This window comes from Hungatella sp. SB206, from assembly GCF_051132295.1.
Lineage (GTDB): Bacteria > Bacillota > Clostridia > Lachnospirales > Lachnospiraceae > Hungatella > Hungatella effluvii.
The window spans coordinates 3,201,659-3,215,113 of the sequence record NZ_CP096603.1; the positions used below are offsets into that span (position 1 = coordinate 3,201,659).

The 13,455-nt window shown below is 44.5% G+C and carries 12 protein-coding genes; 11 read left to right on the forward strand and 1 reads right to left on the reverse strand.

The features are described from left to right. Nucleotides 1-249: 249 nt before the first annotated feature. The 11 genes from M1L66_RS14040 to rpmG all read left to right on the forward strand — a co-directional run bounded on the left by M1L66_RS14040 (nucleotide 250) and on the right by rpmG (nucleotide 10,450). Nucleotides 250-570 carry an ACT domain-containing protein gene (locus M1L66_RS14040; protein WP_118077418.1) on the forward strand — a complete coding sequence of 107 codons (321 nt, stop codon included), beginning with the start codon at nucleotides 250-252 and terminating at the stop codon, nucleotides 568-570. Between the two features lie 380 nt (nucleotides 571-950). Further along, a complete protein-coding gene (locus tag M1L66_RS14045; RefSeq protein ID WP_118077417.1) occupies nucleotides 951-1,358 on the forward strand; it encodes a Fur family transcriptional regulator in 408 nt (135 codons plus the stop codon). Nucleotides 1,359-1,830: 472 nt separating this feature from the next. After that, on the forward strand, nucleotides 1,831-2,142 hold the full coding sequence (locus tag M1L66_RS14050; RefSeq protein ID WP_118077416.1) for an AraC family transcriptional regulator: 312 nt from the start codon (nucleotides 1,831-1,833) through the stop codon (nucleotides 2,140-2,142). A 182-nt stretch (nucleotides 2,143-2,324) separates the two neighbouring features. After that, nucleotides 2,325-3,419, forward strand: coding sequence for a metal ABC transporter substrate-binding protein (locus M1L66_RS14055; protein ID WP_002571365.1), 1,095 nt, complete (start codon nucleotides 2,325-2,327; stop codon nucleotides 3,417-3,419). A gap of 23 nt (nucleotides 3,420-3,442) precedes the next feature. Next, the gene (locus M1L66_RS14060) at nucleotides 3,443-4,150 is read left to right on the forward strand and encodes a metal ABC transporter ATP-binding protein (protein WP_434694250.1); all 708 of its coding nucleotides are present in this window, start codon (nucleotides 3,443-3,445) and stop codon (nucleotides 4,148-4,150) included. After that, nucleotides 4,137-4,934 carry a metal ABC transporter permease gene (locus tag M1L66_RS14065; protein WP_002565713.1) on the forward strand — a complete coding sequence of 266 codons (798 nt, stop codon included), beginning with the start codon at nucleotides 4,137-4,139 and terminating at the stop codon, nucleotides 4,932-4,934. Before M1L66_RS14060 ends, M1L66_RS14065 begins: the two co-directional genes overlap by 14 nt. Nucleotides 4,935-4,944: 10 nt before the next feature. Next, entirely contained in the window at nucleotides 4,945-6,459 is a 1,515-nt protein-coding gene (locus tag M1L66_RS14070) for a polysaccharide deacetylase family protein (protein ID WP_118077414.1), read from the forward strand. Nucleotides 6,460-6,502: 43 nt separating this feature from the next. Beyond that, entirely contained in the window at nucleotides 6,503-7,477 is a 975-nt protein-coding gene (locus tag M1L66_RS14075; RefSeq protein ID WP_022512821.1) for a CobW family GTP-binding protein, read from the forward strand. Next, nucleotides 7,474-9,033: a permease gene (locus M1L66_RS14080; protein ID WP_118077413.1), complete on the forward strand. Its 1,560-nt coding sequence runs from the start codon at nucleotides 7,474-7,476 to the stop codon at nucleotides 9,031-9,033. The genes M1L66_RS14075 and M1L66_RS14080 overlap by 4 nt, the downstream gene beginning before the upstream one ends. Next, nucleotides 9,030-9,983, forward strand: a complete 954-nt coding sequence (locus tag M1L66_RS14085; protein WP_118077412.1) for a TIGR03943 family putative permease subunit — start codon at nucleotides 9,030-9,032, stop codon at nucleotides 9,981-9,983. The genes M1L66_RS14080 and M1L66_RS14085 overlap by 4 nt, the downstream gene beginning before the upstream one ends. Nucleotides 9,984-10,300: 317 nt before the next feature. Next, a complete protein-coding gene (gene rpmG, locus M1L66_RS14090; RefSeq protein ID WP_118077411.1) occupies nucleotides 10,301-10,450 on the forward strand; it encodes a 50S ribosomal protein L33 in 150 nt (49 codons plus the stop codon). Nucleotides 10,451-10,954: 504 nt separating this feature from the next. On the opposite strand, the gene M1L66_RS14095 is transcribed toward rpmG, so the two are convergent. Continuing rightward, on the reverse strand, nucleotides 10,955-13,447 hold the full coding sequence (locus M1L66_RS14095; protein ID WP_118077410.1) for a clostripain-related cysteine peptidase: 2,493 nt from the start codon (nucleotides 13,445-13,447) through the stop codon (nucleotides 10,955-10,957). Nucleotides 13,448-13,455: the final 8 nt, after the last annotated feature.

Genomic DNA, 13,455 nt, shown 5'->3' on the forward strand with positions numbered 1-13,455 from the left:
ATTGATGAGTTGAAAAAGCAGGTAAAATCTCAGCAAAAACAGATTGATACTTTGTGAAAACAGACAGGAAATAAACAATTAGCAACATATTATATATCAGAAGAGGATAAAGAATATATCCTTCATCTTAAAAATAGTGGTAAGTATGTAGAAGCTGTAAAAAAAGTGAGAGAAGTGACTTCTATGGATTTAGTACAAGCAAAGCAATATGTTGATACACTATAAATTAGATTTGAGGGAGGTAATATCGTGGAAATAAGAAAGGTACATCAAGAATTTTCCGTATGCCAAGTAGAAGATTATTCGTTTGTAAATTTAGGTTCTGAGTATAGTTTCATTGGAAAAACTGATGAAGAAAAATCTCTTGTATGTATCACAAACGAAGTCCCACCAAATGTAATTCAGCGTGAGGACGGTTGGAAAGCTTTTCGTATTCAAGGTGTTTTAGATTTTTTGTTAATTGGGGTACTGTCTAAAATCGCCAGCAATTTGGCAGATAATGACGTTTCGATTTTTGCTGTATCTACTTACAATACAAACTATATTTTGATAAAAAAAGAAAATTATTAAAAGGCAATAAAAACGCTCAGTAAAGCTGGATATAAAATTATAGAGTGATAATTTCCAGTTTGACAATTTTATATCCATACATACAAAGCAGTTAGTCTTGGCAAGGACAGAGGACGGGCTGATGACGAAAAAAGGTAGGTAAGCGGCCCTTGACGTGATGGTAATAGTACTGGAGCCGAAAGAACCAGTGAACACAATCCTTTACCTGAGGGAAGGGGAACTGGGGGACGATGCGTTGTCTGGAATTAGCATAGTCACAATGTTGTGTGATTTTTTGAGAGGATGCTGGGTAGCTATAAATTAAATTGACATCTTGACATTATTCTGAAAATGTCTATAATATAAAAATAAAAATCAATTTCAAATTGGGGAGCGCTTATATGGCAGAACGAGGCAGATACAAGACGAAGCAACAAGATCTCATATTAGAGTGTCTGAAAAAACAAAAATTGCGTTTTCTCACAGTGAGCCAGTTCATGGACTGTCTTAGGGAGAAGGGAGTGGTCGTTGGACAGACAACGGTATACCGGGTATTGGAACGCATGGTCGATGATGGAAAGATGATGAAGCTTCCGATGGAGGATGGTACCAAAGTACGTTATTGTTTTGCGGGTGAAGAAGATTGGAACAAGTTGGGGAAATTGGTATGTATGGGATGCGGTCGTCTTATTCCACTTGAATGTTCTAAAATGGCAGATTTTCTGGAACATATTTATAAGGAACATGGCTTCGAATTGGATCAGAAACACACAATCTTGTATGGCTATTGTGAATGCTGTAAAAATTAAGAGGTCTGTCCTAAAGATTGATCTGTGATGGCAAAATGGCCTTTCGTACGAAAGTCTTGTTACGTAATGTATTTTTGCATGGATACTGACAAAACTTTGTCAATGCTACAAGCAAAATAGCTATTAGTCCCCCAAAAATTAGTTTCTTTTAGTAATGCGAGATAGGACGGGTTTGTGGTAAAGCTACCGTTTATCAGCTGTCTCTTACTTGGGATTATTGAGGATGCTGCAAACACATTCTGTGTCATTGTATTCTAACAAAATTCTGAATGATTGTAGAATAACGATAATGGAGGGGGACCTATATCATAGAATAAACGATTGACGTTTTGAAGCCTGAGGAGATGGCAGGTTGCGAGGCTTATGAAACAGGAAGATCATTGGCTTTAGGCAATGGAGAGTCCATAGGTTAAAAACTGATAGTGGAATAAGATAACATCCGTTCAGGATAAAAGAAAAAGGAGGAGATGAAGTGGATTATTTAGATAAGCATAAAAGAATCTTTGCGTTCGTGACAGCGTTTCTTGTAACCGCTGTGTTGCTTCTCTCTGGCTTTTTTATTGTCACACATATAGAACATGAGTGTACAGGTGAGGATTGTCCTGTCTGCGCGGAGCTTCAGGAATGCGCTGCTACTATCCGCTTGATAACAGAAGTAGCAGGAACAGGAGCCATCGTCATCTTTGCATATATCATTACTCAAAAACTCTTATCATCTTACCAGACTGGACTCTATCTGTGCCCGGTTTCTTTGGTCAGCTTAAAAATCCGATTAGATAATTAAAACTTTCTTTCAACAAGGCTGTTTTCTATCCATATAACCGTTATCCTCTGGAATGGTGTACTCTGTGTATCAGGATACACGGTTTGGCGGAGATACGTTTGGACTGGGAACACGCCTTGTTTTTTGTGTGCTTGTATACCTGCTATTACTGTAAAAAAACACATTTCAGGAGGATGATTATTATGAATAAAAAATTAAATTCTACATTCTGCACACTGGCTGTGACAGCAATGGTTTCTGTTGCTATGCTTTCAGGGTGCTCAGGTACCACCGCTGCACCAGGGGCTTCTGATACAGACCAGGCTTCAACCACCGCTGTGGCAGGTGGAGATAAGAGTATGGGCGAGGCGTCAATGGAGGCAGAGAACACCGATGCTGGGATTGAATCAAAGGATACGGACGGACAGAAGCTGAAGGTAATGGCCAGCTTTTATCCTATGTATGATTTTGCTGTCAAAATCGGCGGTGATAAAGCGGAGGTGACCAATATGGTTCCGGCCGGCACAGAGCCCCATGACTGGGAACCGGCCGCAGCCGATATTAAGAATTTGGAGGAAGCGGCTCTTTTTGTCTACAGCGGCGGGGGTATGGAGCATTGGGTGGAGGATGTGCTTGCTAGCCTGGAAACAAAGAAGTTGGTATCGGTGGAAGCTTCCGCCGGAGTTACACTCAGATCAGGACACATTCATGATGAGGAAGAACATAAGGGAGCGGAGGAACACACAGAGGAAGAAGAACATGGCCATGACCACGGCCAGTTTGATCCCCATGTATGGCTCAGCCCTGTGAACGCAAAGAAAGAAATGGAAAACATTAAGAATGCTTACGTTAAGGCAGACCCGGAAAACAAAGATTACTATGAAAAAAATTATCAGACCTATACAGCCGAGTTTGATAAATTGGATCAGGAATATAAAGATACGTTGTCTGCCCTGCCTAATAAGAGCATTGTAGTGTCTCATGAAGCGTTCGGTTATCTCTGCGATGCCTATGGACTGACTCAGATGGGCATCGAGGGATTGTCTCCTGATTCGGAACCGGACCCGGCAAGAATGGCGGAGATCATTGACTTTGTAAAGGCCAATCACGTCAAAGTTATTTTCTTTGAAGAACTGGTAAGCCCGAAGGTGGCCGAGACAATTGCGGCGGAAACAGGAGCCCAGACCCGGGTGTTAAATCCACTAGAAGGATTAAGCGATGAGGAACTAAAAAATGGCGCAGATTATTTCTCTGTGATGGAGGATAACTTAAAGCAGCTGAAAGCTGCACTTGAATAAAAACAGGAACAGGAGTACTGATGATGGATGTCATTGCAGTGAAAGGACTGGATTTTTCCTATGGAAATACCCAGATATTAAAGAATATCAATTTTACTGTTCCCGAGGGCCGATTTGCGGTTCTATTGGGACCAAACGGGGCAGGAAAAAGCACCCTGATAAAGCTCATGCTGGGGGAACTTCCGCTAAATGGACAAACAGGTAAGATTGAACTTCTGGGGCAGGAGATTCGGCAGTTTAAAGACTGGAAGAATATCAGCTACGTTTCCCAAAACGGTATGGCATCCTGTCAGAATTTTCCCGCTTCCGTAGAGGAGTTTGTCCAAGCAGGTCTATACACCCAAATTGGAAAGTTCCGGTTTGCCGGAAAAAGGGAGAGGGAGCAGGTTCGCCGTGTGCTGCATCAAGTCGGTATGGGAGATTTTGCAAAACGGCTGATTGGCCGACTATCCGGAGGGCAGCAACAGAGGGTCCTGCTGGCAAGGGCGCTGATAAACGCCCCGCGGCTTTTGCTGCTGGATGAACCCACTTCCGGTATGGACGAAGACAGTACTACTTTATTTTACCGGCTGCTGTATCAGATTAACCGGGAGCAGGGGGTGACCATCTGGATTGTAACTCATGATCGGAAACGGCTCATGGCTTATGCAGACGATATCTGGCTTTTAGAAGATGAGAAGATGAAATTGGTCCAGCCAGGCAGAGAGGAGGGAGAGCATGGAAATCTTTGAATATGCGTTCATGCAGCGGGCCTTTATTGTGGGCATTCTTCTGGCGGCCATTATCCCGTGTATCGGGCTAGTGATTGTATGTAAGCGTCTGTCCATGATTGGGGACGCCCTGTCCCATACCTCGCTGGCTGGGGTGGCGGCCGGGCTGCTCCTGGGGCTGAATCCTGTCTTGACCGCTGCGGCTGCCTGCGTGGTTGCCGCTATTGGGATTGAGGCGATACGCAGGAAGATTCCCAGATTTTCGGAAATGTCCATTGCTATCATTATGTCTGCCGGGATTGGCCTGGCGGGCGTTTTGTCAGGATTTATTAAAAATGCAGCCAATTTCAACAGCTTCCTGTTTGGAAGTATTGTGGCAATCAGTAACGGGGAGTTGTATCTGGTAATCGCCGTCAGCATGGCGGTTCTGCTTATGTTTCTGCTTATGTACAAAGAACTGTTTTATGTGTCTCTGGACGAACAAAGCGCCAGGCTGGCCGGGGTGCCCGTAAAGACAGTGAACTTTCTGTTTACTGTTTTAATCGCGGTGACAGTTTCTGTCGCTGCAAGGACGGTGGGGGCTCTCATCGTCTCATCCATGATGGTGGTTCCCGTGGCCTGCGCCATGCAGTTTGGAACGAGTTACCGTCAGACGCTTATTTTGGCGGTGGTTCTGGATATTCTGTTTATGATTACAGGCTTGTTCGCTGCGTACTACCTGGGATTGAAGCCGGGCGGCACGATTGTGCTAGTGGGAGTATTGGTTTTGATATTAGTGTTTGTAGGAAAGAGAATTCTGAGATGAAAATAATTATATGAAATTGCAAAAGAGAAAAAAGCAGTACGGAACAGTAGGAAAATATTGCGGCAGGGATTTGTATATTAAAAGAACAGTTAGAGGGAGACTACAGAGAAGGATAGGCCTAAGAAGAGGTAAGAACCGATACCTCTGCCTGGCTATAATTTGCGTCTGCCTGCTGGCTACAGGCGGTCTGTTGTTTAAAATGAGAATACTTCTGGGTGATAGGGAAATATCGACCACGGCATCTGCCGCAGAGTCAGCTTCGGCTTCTGGCAAGGAAGCTTCGTCATCTCCTGGTGAGAAAGCTTCACTATCCTTATTTGACAAGACGGATGAACTGCTGGCCCAGGTGGATAGAGCCGTTTCCCAGTATGACTATGACAGGGCTGTGGAGCTGCTTGTAGGAAACGGGGCTGATAAGGAAGATCCGAGGATTGGGGAAAAACTTTCTGATATTGAGGCGGTAAAGAAAACTCTGGTGGAACAGGACATTTACCAGATTACCCATATATTCTTTCATATTCTGGTAGAAGACCCAGGAAGGACATTTCTAGACACAGCCCAGGGCAAGGGCTACAATTCTGTGATGACCACGGTTCCGGAATTTGAAGCGATCCTGACTCAGATGTATCAGAGAGGTTATGTGCTGGTCGGCATTCACGATTTGGCGGAGGTGAGTGAGGACGAAACAGGGATGGAACAGATGAGAGCGAAGAAAATCCTGCTTCCCCCGGGCAAAAAAGCATTTGTTATGAGCCAGGATGATGTCAATTACTATGAATACATGGAGGAGTCTGGCTGCGCGCGTAAAATACTTTTGGATGATCGTAGGAAACCAGTTTGCGAATACATGGATCAGGATGGAACTGTCTGGATTGGGGAATATGACTTAGTTCCCATTCTCGACCGTTTCGTGGAGGAACATCCGGATTTTAGCTACAGAGGGGCCAAGGCAATCTTGGCCCTGACTGGATATAACGGTGTCCTGGGATACCGCACCGATGAAACGTACGATCCGGCCTCTCCAAACTATGATCCAGACATGAAACCAAATCCCAATATCGAGGAAGACCGGGCCTATGTAAAAAAACTAACACAGGCACTGAAAGAGGATGGTTATGAGTTCGCTTCCCACTCCTGGGGACATCGGGATTACGGGAAAATTGACCTTGAACATATGAAAGCAGATATTGAGCGATGGGAAAAGAATGTGGCTCGTCTGCTTCCCGATCCCTGCGACATCATGATTTATCCCTTTGGCTCCGATGTGGGGGACTGGAGGCCCTATACGGAAGAAAATGAAAAATACCGATACTTGCAGAGCCTGGGCTTCAGGTACTTCTGTAATGTGGATTCCAGACCATATTGGGTGGAAACAGGAGGCCAGTTCCTCCGGCAGGCCAGACGGAACCTGGACGGCTACCGGCTGTGGATGGATTATGGCTGCGGTGCAAATGGGCTGTCCGACTTAATTGATGTGAATACGGTATTTGATGCGCGCAGGCCAACACCGGTTGGATGGAAGTAAGCAATACCGGTTGGTTGGAAGCGGCCGGCAGAAAGGAGTGTATATGACGGATGTTTATGTGATATCTGGCTTTTTAGGAGCGGGAAAGACGACACTGATTAAAACCATGGTGCATTCCGCGTTCAAGAACAAGAAGCTGGTTGTGATTGAAAATGACTTTGGGGAGGCCGGGATTGATGCCGGGCTGCTCAAGGAATGCAACTTGGCGGTTACCAGTTTAAGCGATGGGTGTATCTGCTGCAGTCTGACCGGAGACTTTGAGAAAGCGATGGAACGCATATTAAAGGACTACATACCGGATGCCGTATTGGTGGAACCATCCGGCGTGGGCAGATTATCCGATCTGATTAAAATCTGTTTAAAACAGGAGGACAGGGGCCTTATCCATCTGAAAAGGACAATAACCGTGGTGGATATACGGTCATTTGATAAATATAGAAAAAATTACGGGGGATTTTTTGAGGATCAGATTGCTTATGCCGATTTGATACTGCTAAGTCACCAAGAGGAAGGGGGGCAGGAAATTCAATCAGTTAAGATTAAAATTCAGGAAATGAATCCCGAAGCCAGAGTCGAGGCGGATTTTTGGGAATCCATTCCTGCATCTGTATTCCGGTATGGCCCGCGAAACAGCAGCATTTTTAAGCTAGAAATGGAAGCAGCGGTCTCTATGAAACCTGTGCGGATTCGCAGCTGTAGGGAACCATCCCGTAGAACCGGTTTTATCAGGCGTCACTTCGCCAGAGATGTCTTTTCTTCTGTTACTATTGAGTGGAAAGAACCCATTACGGAGGAGCGGCTGGGGAAAAAGATTCTGCATGTTGTGAAACATGCAGAGGGGGAAATCCTCCGAGGAAAAGGGATTGTGGCAGATGGACGCCGGGGATTGGTATTCCACTATCTGCCTGGCAGTTTAAGCATTGAACCCGCAAACATAGTTGGGAACCAGGTTTGCTTCATAGGCACCGGCCTGGATGAACAGCAGATACATACATTATTCAGAGAGGAAACAACATGACAACACCGGTATGGGTCATAACTGGACTGCTGGATTCGGGAAAGACCACGCTCATCAACCAGTTGGCTGAACAGGAACTGGATGAACTGGATATCCTGGTCATCCAGTTTGAATCAGGCGAAACACCTCTGATAGAACAAGAACGTGTGAAGAAACTGGCATTCTCCAAGAGCCAGCTGGAACAGAGTCCATTCGGCATTGCCGATACCATCATTCACTACATTGATAAACACAGACCTGATTTAATTCTGATCGAATGGAACGGGATGGAGCATTTCCATAAACTGGAGGAAATGTTTCTCCAGTTTTCTGCAAAAGCAGTGCTGAGTATTGAAAAGGTGGTTTATGCAGCGGAGGGAGCCAGCTTTAAGACCAGGATTCCAGATGCAGGAGTGGCAACATTTTCACAGATTGCGGGCTGCGACTGCGCTTACGTGAGACTGAAGGGAAATCGGAAATCTCGGAATGGCATGGATGTTCTTTATGGCTGCAACCCAGATATCCAGGTCTATACCAGCTGGAACCGTTTTGTACGCGCCTTGTTCCGTTTCGGTATGAAGCCTCGGCATTGGTTCCTGATGCTTCTGACTGCGGTCATGTTGTATATGGCAGCTTTTTCCGTGCTAAATGATGCGGGGGCTTCGCCAGAACGGTATATAAGCATATTCCTTGGGGTTTTTCTTCAGGCAGCGCCCTTTTTGGCTGTTGGTGTCCTGCTTTCCTCCCTGATTCAGGTTTATTTAAAGCCGGACTGGATTCAGAGAAGATTCCCCAGAAAAATTCTGTCTGGCCAGCTCTTTGCAGTGCTTGCCGGTTTTTGCTTGCCGGTATGCGACTGTGCATCCATTCCTGTATTCAAAGGTCTGGTCAAAAAGGGGGTACCTATGCCGGCTGCTGTGACCTTTATGCTGGTATCCCCGGTGATTAACCCGGTAGTCATCCTCTCCACCTGGTATGCGTTTAATGGCAATTACAAGATCATCGCGGCCAGATGCGGCCTGGGTATCTTGTGCGCCGTACTCTGTGGATTGACCTATCTTTTTAAACCGCCTGTGAATTATCTGGTGGAATATGCCATGCCTATCCAGGCGGCGTGTGGGGATTACAGCCTTCTGGAAGAAAAGGGGACTCAGTTGTCCCGTTTTTCTCTGATGATGCGGCACGCGCAGAATGAATTTTTCTCAGTGGGCAAATTCCTGCTTACCGGAATCTTTGCATCCACCCTGTTTCAGGATATGATTCCACGGGCAGTTGCCGCAGGCGGCGCCGCGGCACCGTGGAAAGCGCTTCTGGTGATGATGGGGTTGGCCTTTGTGTTGTCCCTCTGTTCCTCCTCCGATGCGGTAGTGGCCAGAAGTATGGCCGGGAGCCTTCCGGTGGGGGCTGTCCTGGGATTTTTGGTGTTCGGCCCTATGATGGACATCAAAAATGCCGCCATGTTGCTTTCGGGTTTTAAATCCAGTTTTGTTATTCGTCTTTTTGCAACCACATTTCTTGTCTGTTTTCTTGTGATAGGTGTATTTATGACAGGGGGAAGCGGAGGAATCAGAATATGACGCTGCGGGGAAAAGGAATCAACCTTCAGGTATTGACAGAATGTATCTGTTATCTGTTGTTTGGATACCTGTTGTTTCAGCTTACTTATTCAGGCGGGTATTTAAATTATGTGACTCCAAGGATGAAGCCGTATCTTTACGGCATGTCTGCTTTAATGTTTTTATGGGCGGTGTTTACAGGAAGGTACTTACTGACACCCCGGTATCGGGTAAAGCTGGCCCGTTCTTTTGTTTTTATTATTCCGATTCTGCTGCTTGTCTTCCGTCCGGCCGATCCTGGGGGGAGCAGTATGGTCAGAAGCTATGAGAGCTCCGGTTTTTCCATGAGTTCCGGAAATGGCGGCGGCCAGATGGCGGGAAATCCGGGGCGGCAGACAGCGGGGAGTACTGTGAGACAGACATTGCCTGCGGCCGGAGGAGAATCCAGGGGGCCTTTCTCCGATGGAGAATCAGGTTCAGGGCTGCCGGACGGGGAAAATACAGAAACGGATGGATACAGCGGAACTGATGCTTATCCAGAAGATGATACCGGACAGTCCTTCGGAGAAGAAAATCCATGGTATGACTTAAATGGTCTGGACGAGGCGGAAAAAACCATTACGATTGCAGATGAAGATTACTACACATGGATGTATGAACTGAGTAACTTTTATGAAAAGTATGAAGGCTATACCATTGTAATGAAAGGGTTTGTCTACCGTGCTCCAGACATTCAAAAAAAGTGCGATTTTGCCCTGGTCCGGCTGTCCATGTGGTGCTGTGCCGCGGATCTAAGCCCAATTGGTTTTCTGGTGGATAGTGACAATGAAGTGACATTCAAGGATGACGACTGGGTGACGGTAAAGGGCACATTTGGAATCAGCGAGGATGGAGCCTCTCTGATTTTAAAGGCCCAAAATATAGAAGCGGCCGAAAAACCCGAAGAAGAATATGTTTATCCATATTTCTAATCGGAAAATAGGATGAGGGAGAATTGAAAGGAAAATCAAAGCTTGAAAAGTAAAACAGGAGCAGAATACAGTGGAGCAATACAGGAAACTGTGCCAGAAATTAAAAGGGGAAGGGGAACCATGCGGCTTTAATCAGCCTGCCAAAGAATGCCTCCCCAATCCGGCTGCATAAACGCTGCCGGATTATCGGTCATTATCATAGATATCTGCTCAAATAAAGAGGACAGATTGTATATTAGAAACCGGTCTACAGAGGCGGGGGGGGGGTAGAGAAATAAACATTTGACAGGGTAAAATCCGGAAAGGAAGATGTGCTCATGAGAGTCAAGGTAACATTGGCATGTATGGAGTGCCACGACAGAAACTATGCAACAACTAAAAATAAGCAGAAGCACCCGGAACGGATGGAGGTAATGAAATATTGTCCGAGGCTTTGGAAATATACGCTTCATAAAGAAACAAAATAAAACGATGGATTGCATTTGCTTTTAGAGTGTGTTTGAGAATTTAAAATTGCACAAAATATATGTTTTGCTACTCTTTTTCATGATACAAAAGTAAAAACATCCAAAATCACGAATCGAATCAAAAATAAAACAAAAAACGTGTGTTACGCATTTATTTAGAAAAAACGGGGCAGCTACGGAATCCGGAATTTCAAACGGTTCCGAACCCGGATACTTCACTGTACATCATAGGATAAAAAGGTCGGTAATGCGGAGGCTTATTTGGCATGCCCAAAATCAGTAAAACCTGGAACTAAACATAAAAAGGGCCCTTTTCATAGAATTGGGGCGGGATTTTAACAAATCCCACCCCAACTATTGACAAAGAGCCTATAAAAAGAGCCCTTTTCATAGAACTGGAGCAGGATTTTACAAATCCCACCCCAGCTATTGACAAAGAGCCTTAGATACATAACGCACGTTTTTTAACAATTTCTTATTTAATAAATGAAAACAACCGCAACATTATTTTGCTACCGTTATAGCATGCATATCACTTAAATTAGCATTATGAACGCGGCCCGTTTGAATTTCAAAATTTACAATCGGCGTATAATAGTAATCACCACGTGAATCACTTAAAGCGACCATTGCAAGGTATCCTCCATCAGGCAATATTTGCTCTCCGACTTTGCTGCTTACGCGATAAATAAACTTTTTACCATAAATTTTCTCATTTGTACTTCCCGTACTTTGACTGGTTTCATATATGACTTGAATTGCATCACCCGGTTCTACATTTTGTGTGTTTCTCATTAATGTATCACCGCCTTCTTTATAAGACGTCATATCATAAACTCCTAAAACGGAGAATTCACCGCTCTCGTATTCATAACCTATCACAAGGTAGGAGTCGGTTCCGTTATAAAGTACCGGAGCACGATAGCGGATTCTTTCTTTTGTGGTATCAATTACCTCCACTGCCAATGGCTGTCCGTCAATGGAAAGCCATTTTCCCGAAAAATTAGTATTGAGAATTCCTTGTTCGTTCAAAAAAACCAACCGATCTTCTCCAAGATAAGTAATCATACCATTTTCTGTATCCAACTGACAAAGACAAAATGTCATATCCTGCAAAAGATTTACAGCGGAACTGTCAAGCGGGATATGAAACTGTGCATTATCTGAAAGTTGTATATCCGCCTCGGTAAGCATTGACAACGGTGTAGTATCAAGAACCGGAAAGGTTCCGTAACCCTTGCTGTAGGCGTAGGTTTGCAGTTCACCATTGAGACATCCTGCCAACTTGTAATAATACAATGTTTTTATGTCATTATTGGAACAAATGTTGTTGATGTAATTCAGATAATAACTTAATCCTTCCATGTTTTTCAATTCGATGGGAAAATAAATCGAAAGCCCTTGGGATTCTCTCACATATGAGCTTGCCCGGTTGTAAAGCACGGTTTCATCCAACGTATCCAAAACAGCTTGTGTCTCAGCAGGATAAATCTCAGATAGTTCTCTCATGAACACCGCAAGGTCAATGGTGTTAAATACGCTGTAGGCATCACTGGCGTAACGTACCGATTGAGCCGAAGCCCTTCCAAGTTCAGACATAATCCAGGGTTCTTGCACGATATCTCGTAGTATTGCAGTCACCAGTTCTCCGTAACGGATATAAACTTCATTAGCTTTTCCTATGTCTGTGATGGAAAAAGTACAAGGAAAATCAATGCCAAAATCTTTCAACCGAATTGCCTGTTCAGTGTAGTAATCAATATAGCTGTCAGCAATAATCTGACCGATTTGCGCACCATTCATCGATGTATCATTGACAAATTTCTCTAACCAGGCTGCGTAATCCCAACCTTCGCCTGGTTCTAATTCTTCGCTGGCCGCCAAATATTTTCCGTATCCATGCAGTGAATGTGCCACTTCAACCGAGGCCATCAAGCAGGCATCAAATCCAATCAATTCAAATGGAGGTTCTGACTCATTCTGTTCATAGACCGCTCCAAGTGCAGCGGACATCTCACTGAGCGAAAGACTGTCCTGACCATATAGTTCATCGGACGCAACCCCAAATGCGCCGGCACCATGATTCCAAAAAAGAAGAACTTTGTGATCCGCGGGAAAGTTTTTGTTGCAGTAATTCAGAAAGTCGATAAGAGTTTCCTGTTCCCCCATATTTTGTGGCGGGTTATTTTCTGTAGTTTGAAAGCCTTTGCTGTCGTAAACAAACCTTTGGGAACGGTTAGGATTTACTTCCGGTGAACTCCATCTGCTAGCCCCACCCGTTTGGATAATAAATTTCACATTTTGGGGCAATGCAACCGAAAGGATTTCATCAATGTCAGCAGATGCATACCCAGGCTGCATATCTGCTACGACTTCATCAAATTCCCCTGCCGTTGTTTTAGAGGCCTCTATTGCGGGTGGTAGATACATATTCGTAGGAAGATCTATTCCTTTTTCTCGAATGTCTGTTACGAACTGCCAAAACTGAGTATCCATTTGTTCCTGTGTTTTTTGGATATAAGTAGCTGCTTCGGGCATTATTAGATACTTTGTGACATCAGAAAGCCGGTTCACATGGTTGCTTTCCAGGTCACTTCCGCACATGTAAATGTAAAATGCCCATGTATCATCCGCATGACAGGTGGGCAACGCTGCAATTCCTTCTGCACCGTCTGTATCAATCGGTACCTCAGAGTAAATTTCCTCCTTTGATACCGGCTTTTGGGAACAGTAATCGAAATACCATTCATCAACGAGCGTCAATATCGGGTTCATACAGAAAACGCCAATAATTAACACAAGACCACATACGGCAACAGCCCCAATTACTCGCATTCCCCAGTAAAGCGCCTTTTTTCGAAATGATAAGTCTTGATATGCCTTTCTTTTTGTGAGTTTGGCAGCCTGCCTCGCTTCCTTCTTTTGTTTTTTCAAATCTATTGTTGTAAACGAACTCAAATTATCTTTTTCAGAATCAGTTTCTTTTCTTATGTTCATTGCCTATC

Coding starts and splice junctions, on each gene's coding strand:
- M1L66_RS14060 (WP_434694250.1), top strand. CDS start 3,443: ATGGATGTCATTGCAGTGAAAGGACTGGATTTTTCCTATGGAAATACC.
- M1L66_RS14070 (WP_118077414.1), top strand. CDS start 4,945: ATGAAATTGCAAAAGAGAAAAAAGCAGTACGGAACAGTAGGAAAATAT.
- M1L66_RS14045 (WP_118077417.1), top strand. CDS start 951: ATGGCAGAACGAGGCAGATACAAGACGAAGCAACAAGATCTCATATTA.
- M1L66_RS14080 (WP_118077413.1), top strand. CDS start 7,474: ATGACAACACCGGTATGGGTCATAACTGGACTGCTGGATTCGGGAAAG.
- M1L66_RS14055 (WP_002571365.1), top strand. CDS start 2,325: ATGAATAAAAAATTAAATTCTACATTCTGCACACTGGCTGTGACAGCA.
- M1L66_RS14095 (WP_118077410.1), bottom strand. CDS start 13,447: ATGAACATAAGAAAAGAAACTGATTCTGAAAAAGATAATTTGAGTTCG.
- M1L66_RS14075 (WP_022512821.1), top strand. CDS start 6,503: ATGACGGATGTTTATGTGATATCTGGCTTTTTAGGAGCGGGAAAGACG.
- M1L66_RS14085 (WP_118077412.1), top strand. CDS start 9,030: ATGACGCTGCGGGGAAAAGGAATCAACCTTCAGGTATTGACAGAATGT.
- rpmG (WP_118077411.1), top strand. CDS start 10,301: ATGAGAGTCAAGGTAACATTGGCATGTATGGAGTGCCACGACAGAAAC.
- M1L66_RS14065 (WP_002565713.1), top strand. CDS start 4,137: ATGGAAATCTTTGAATATGCGTTCATGCAGCGGGCCTTTATTGTGGGC.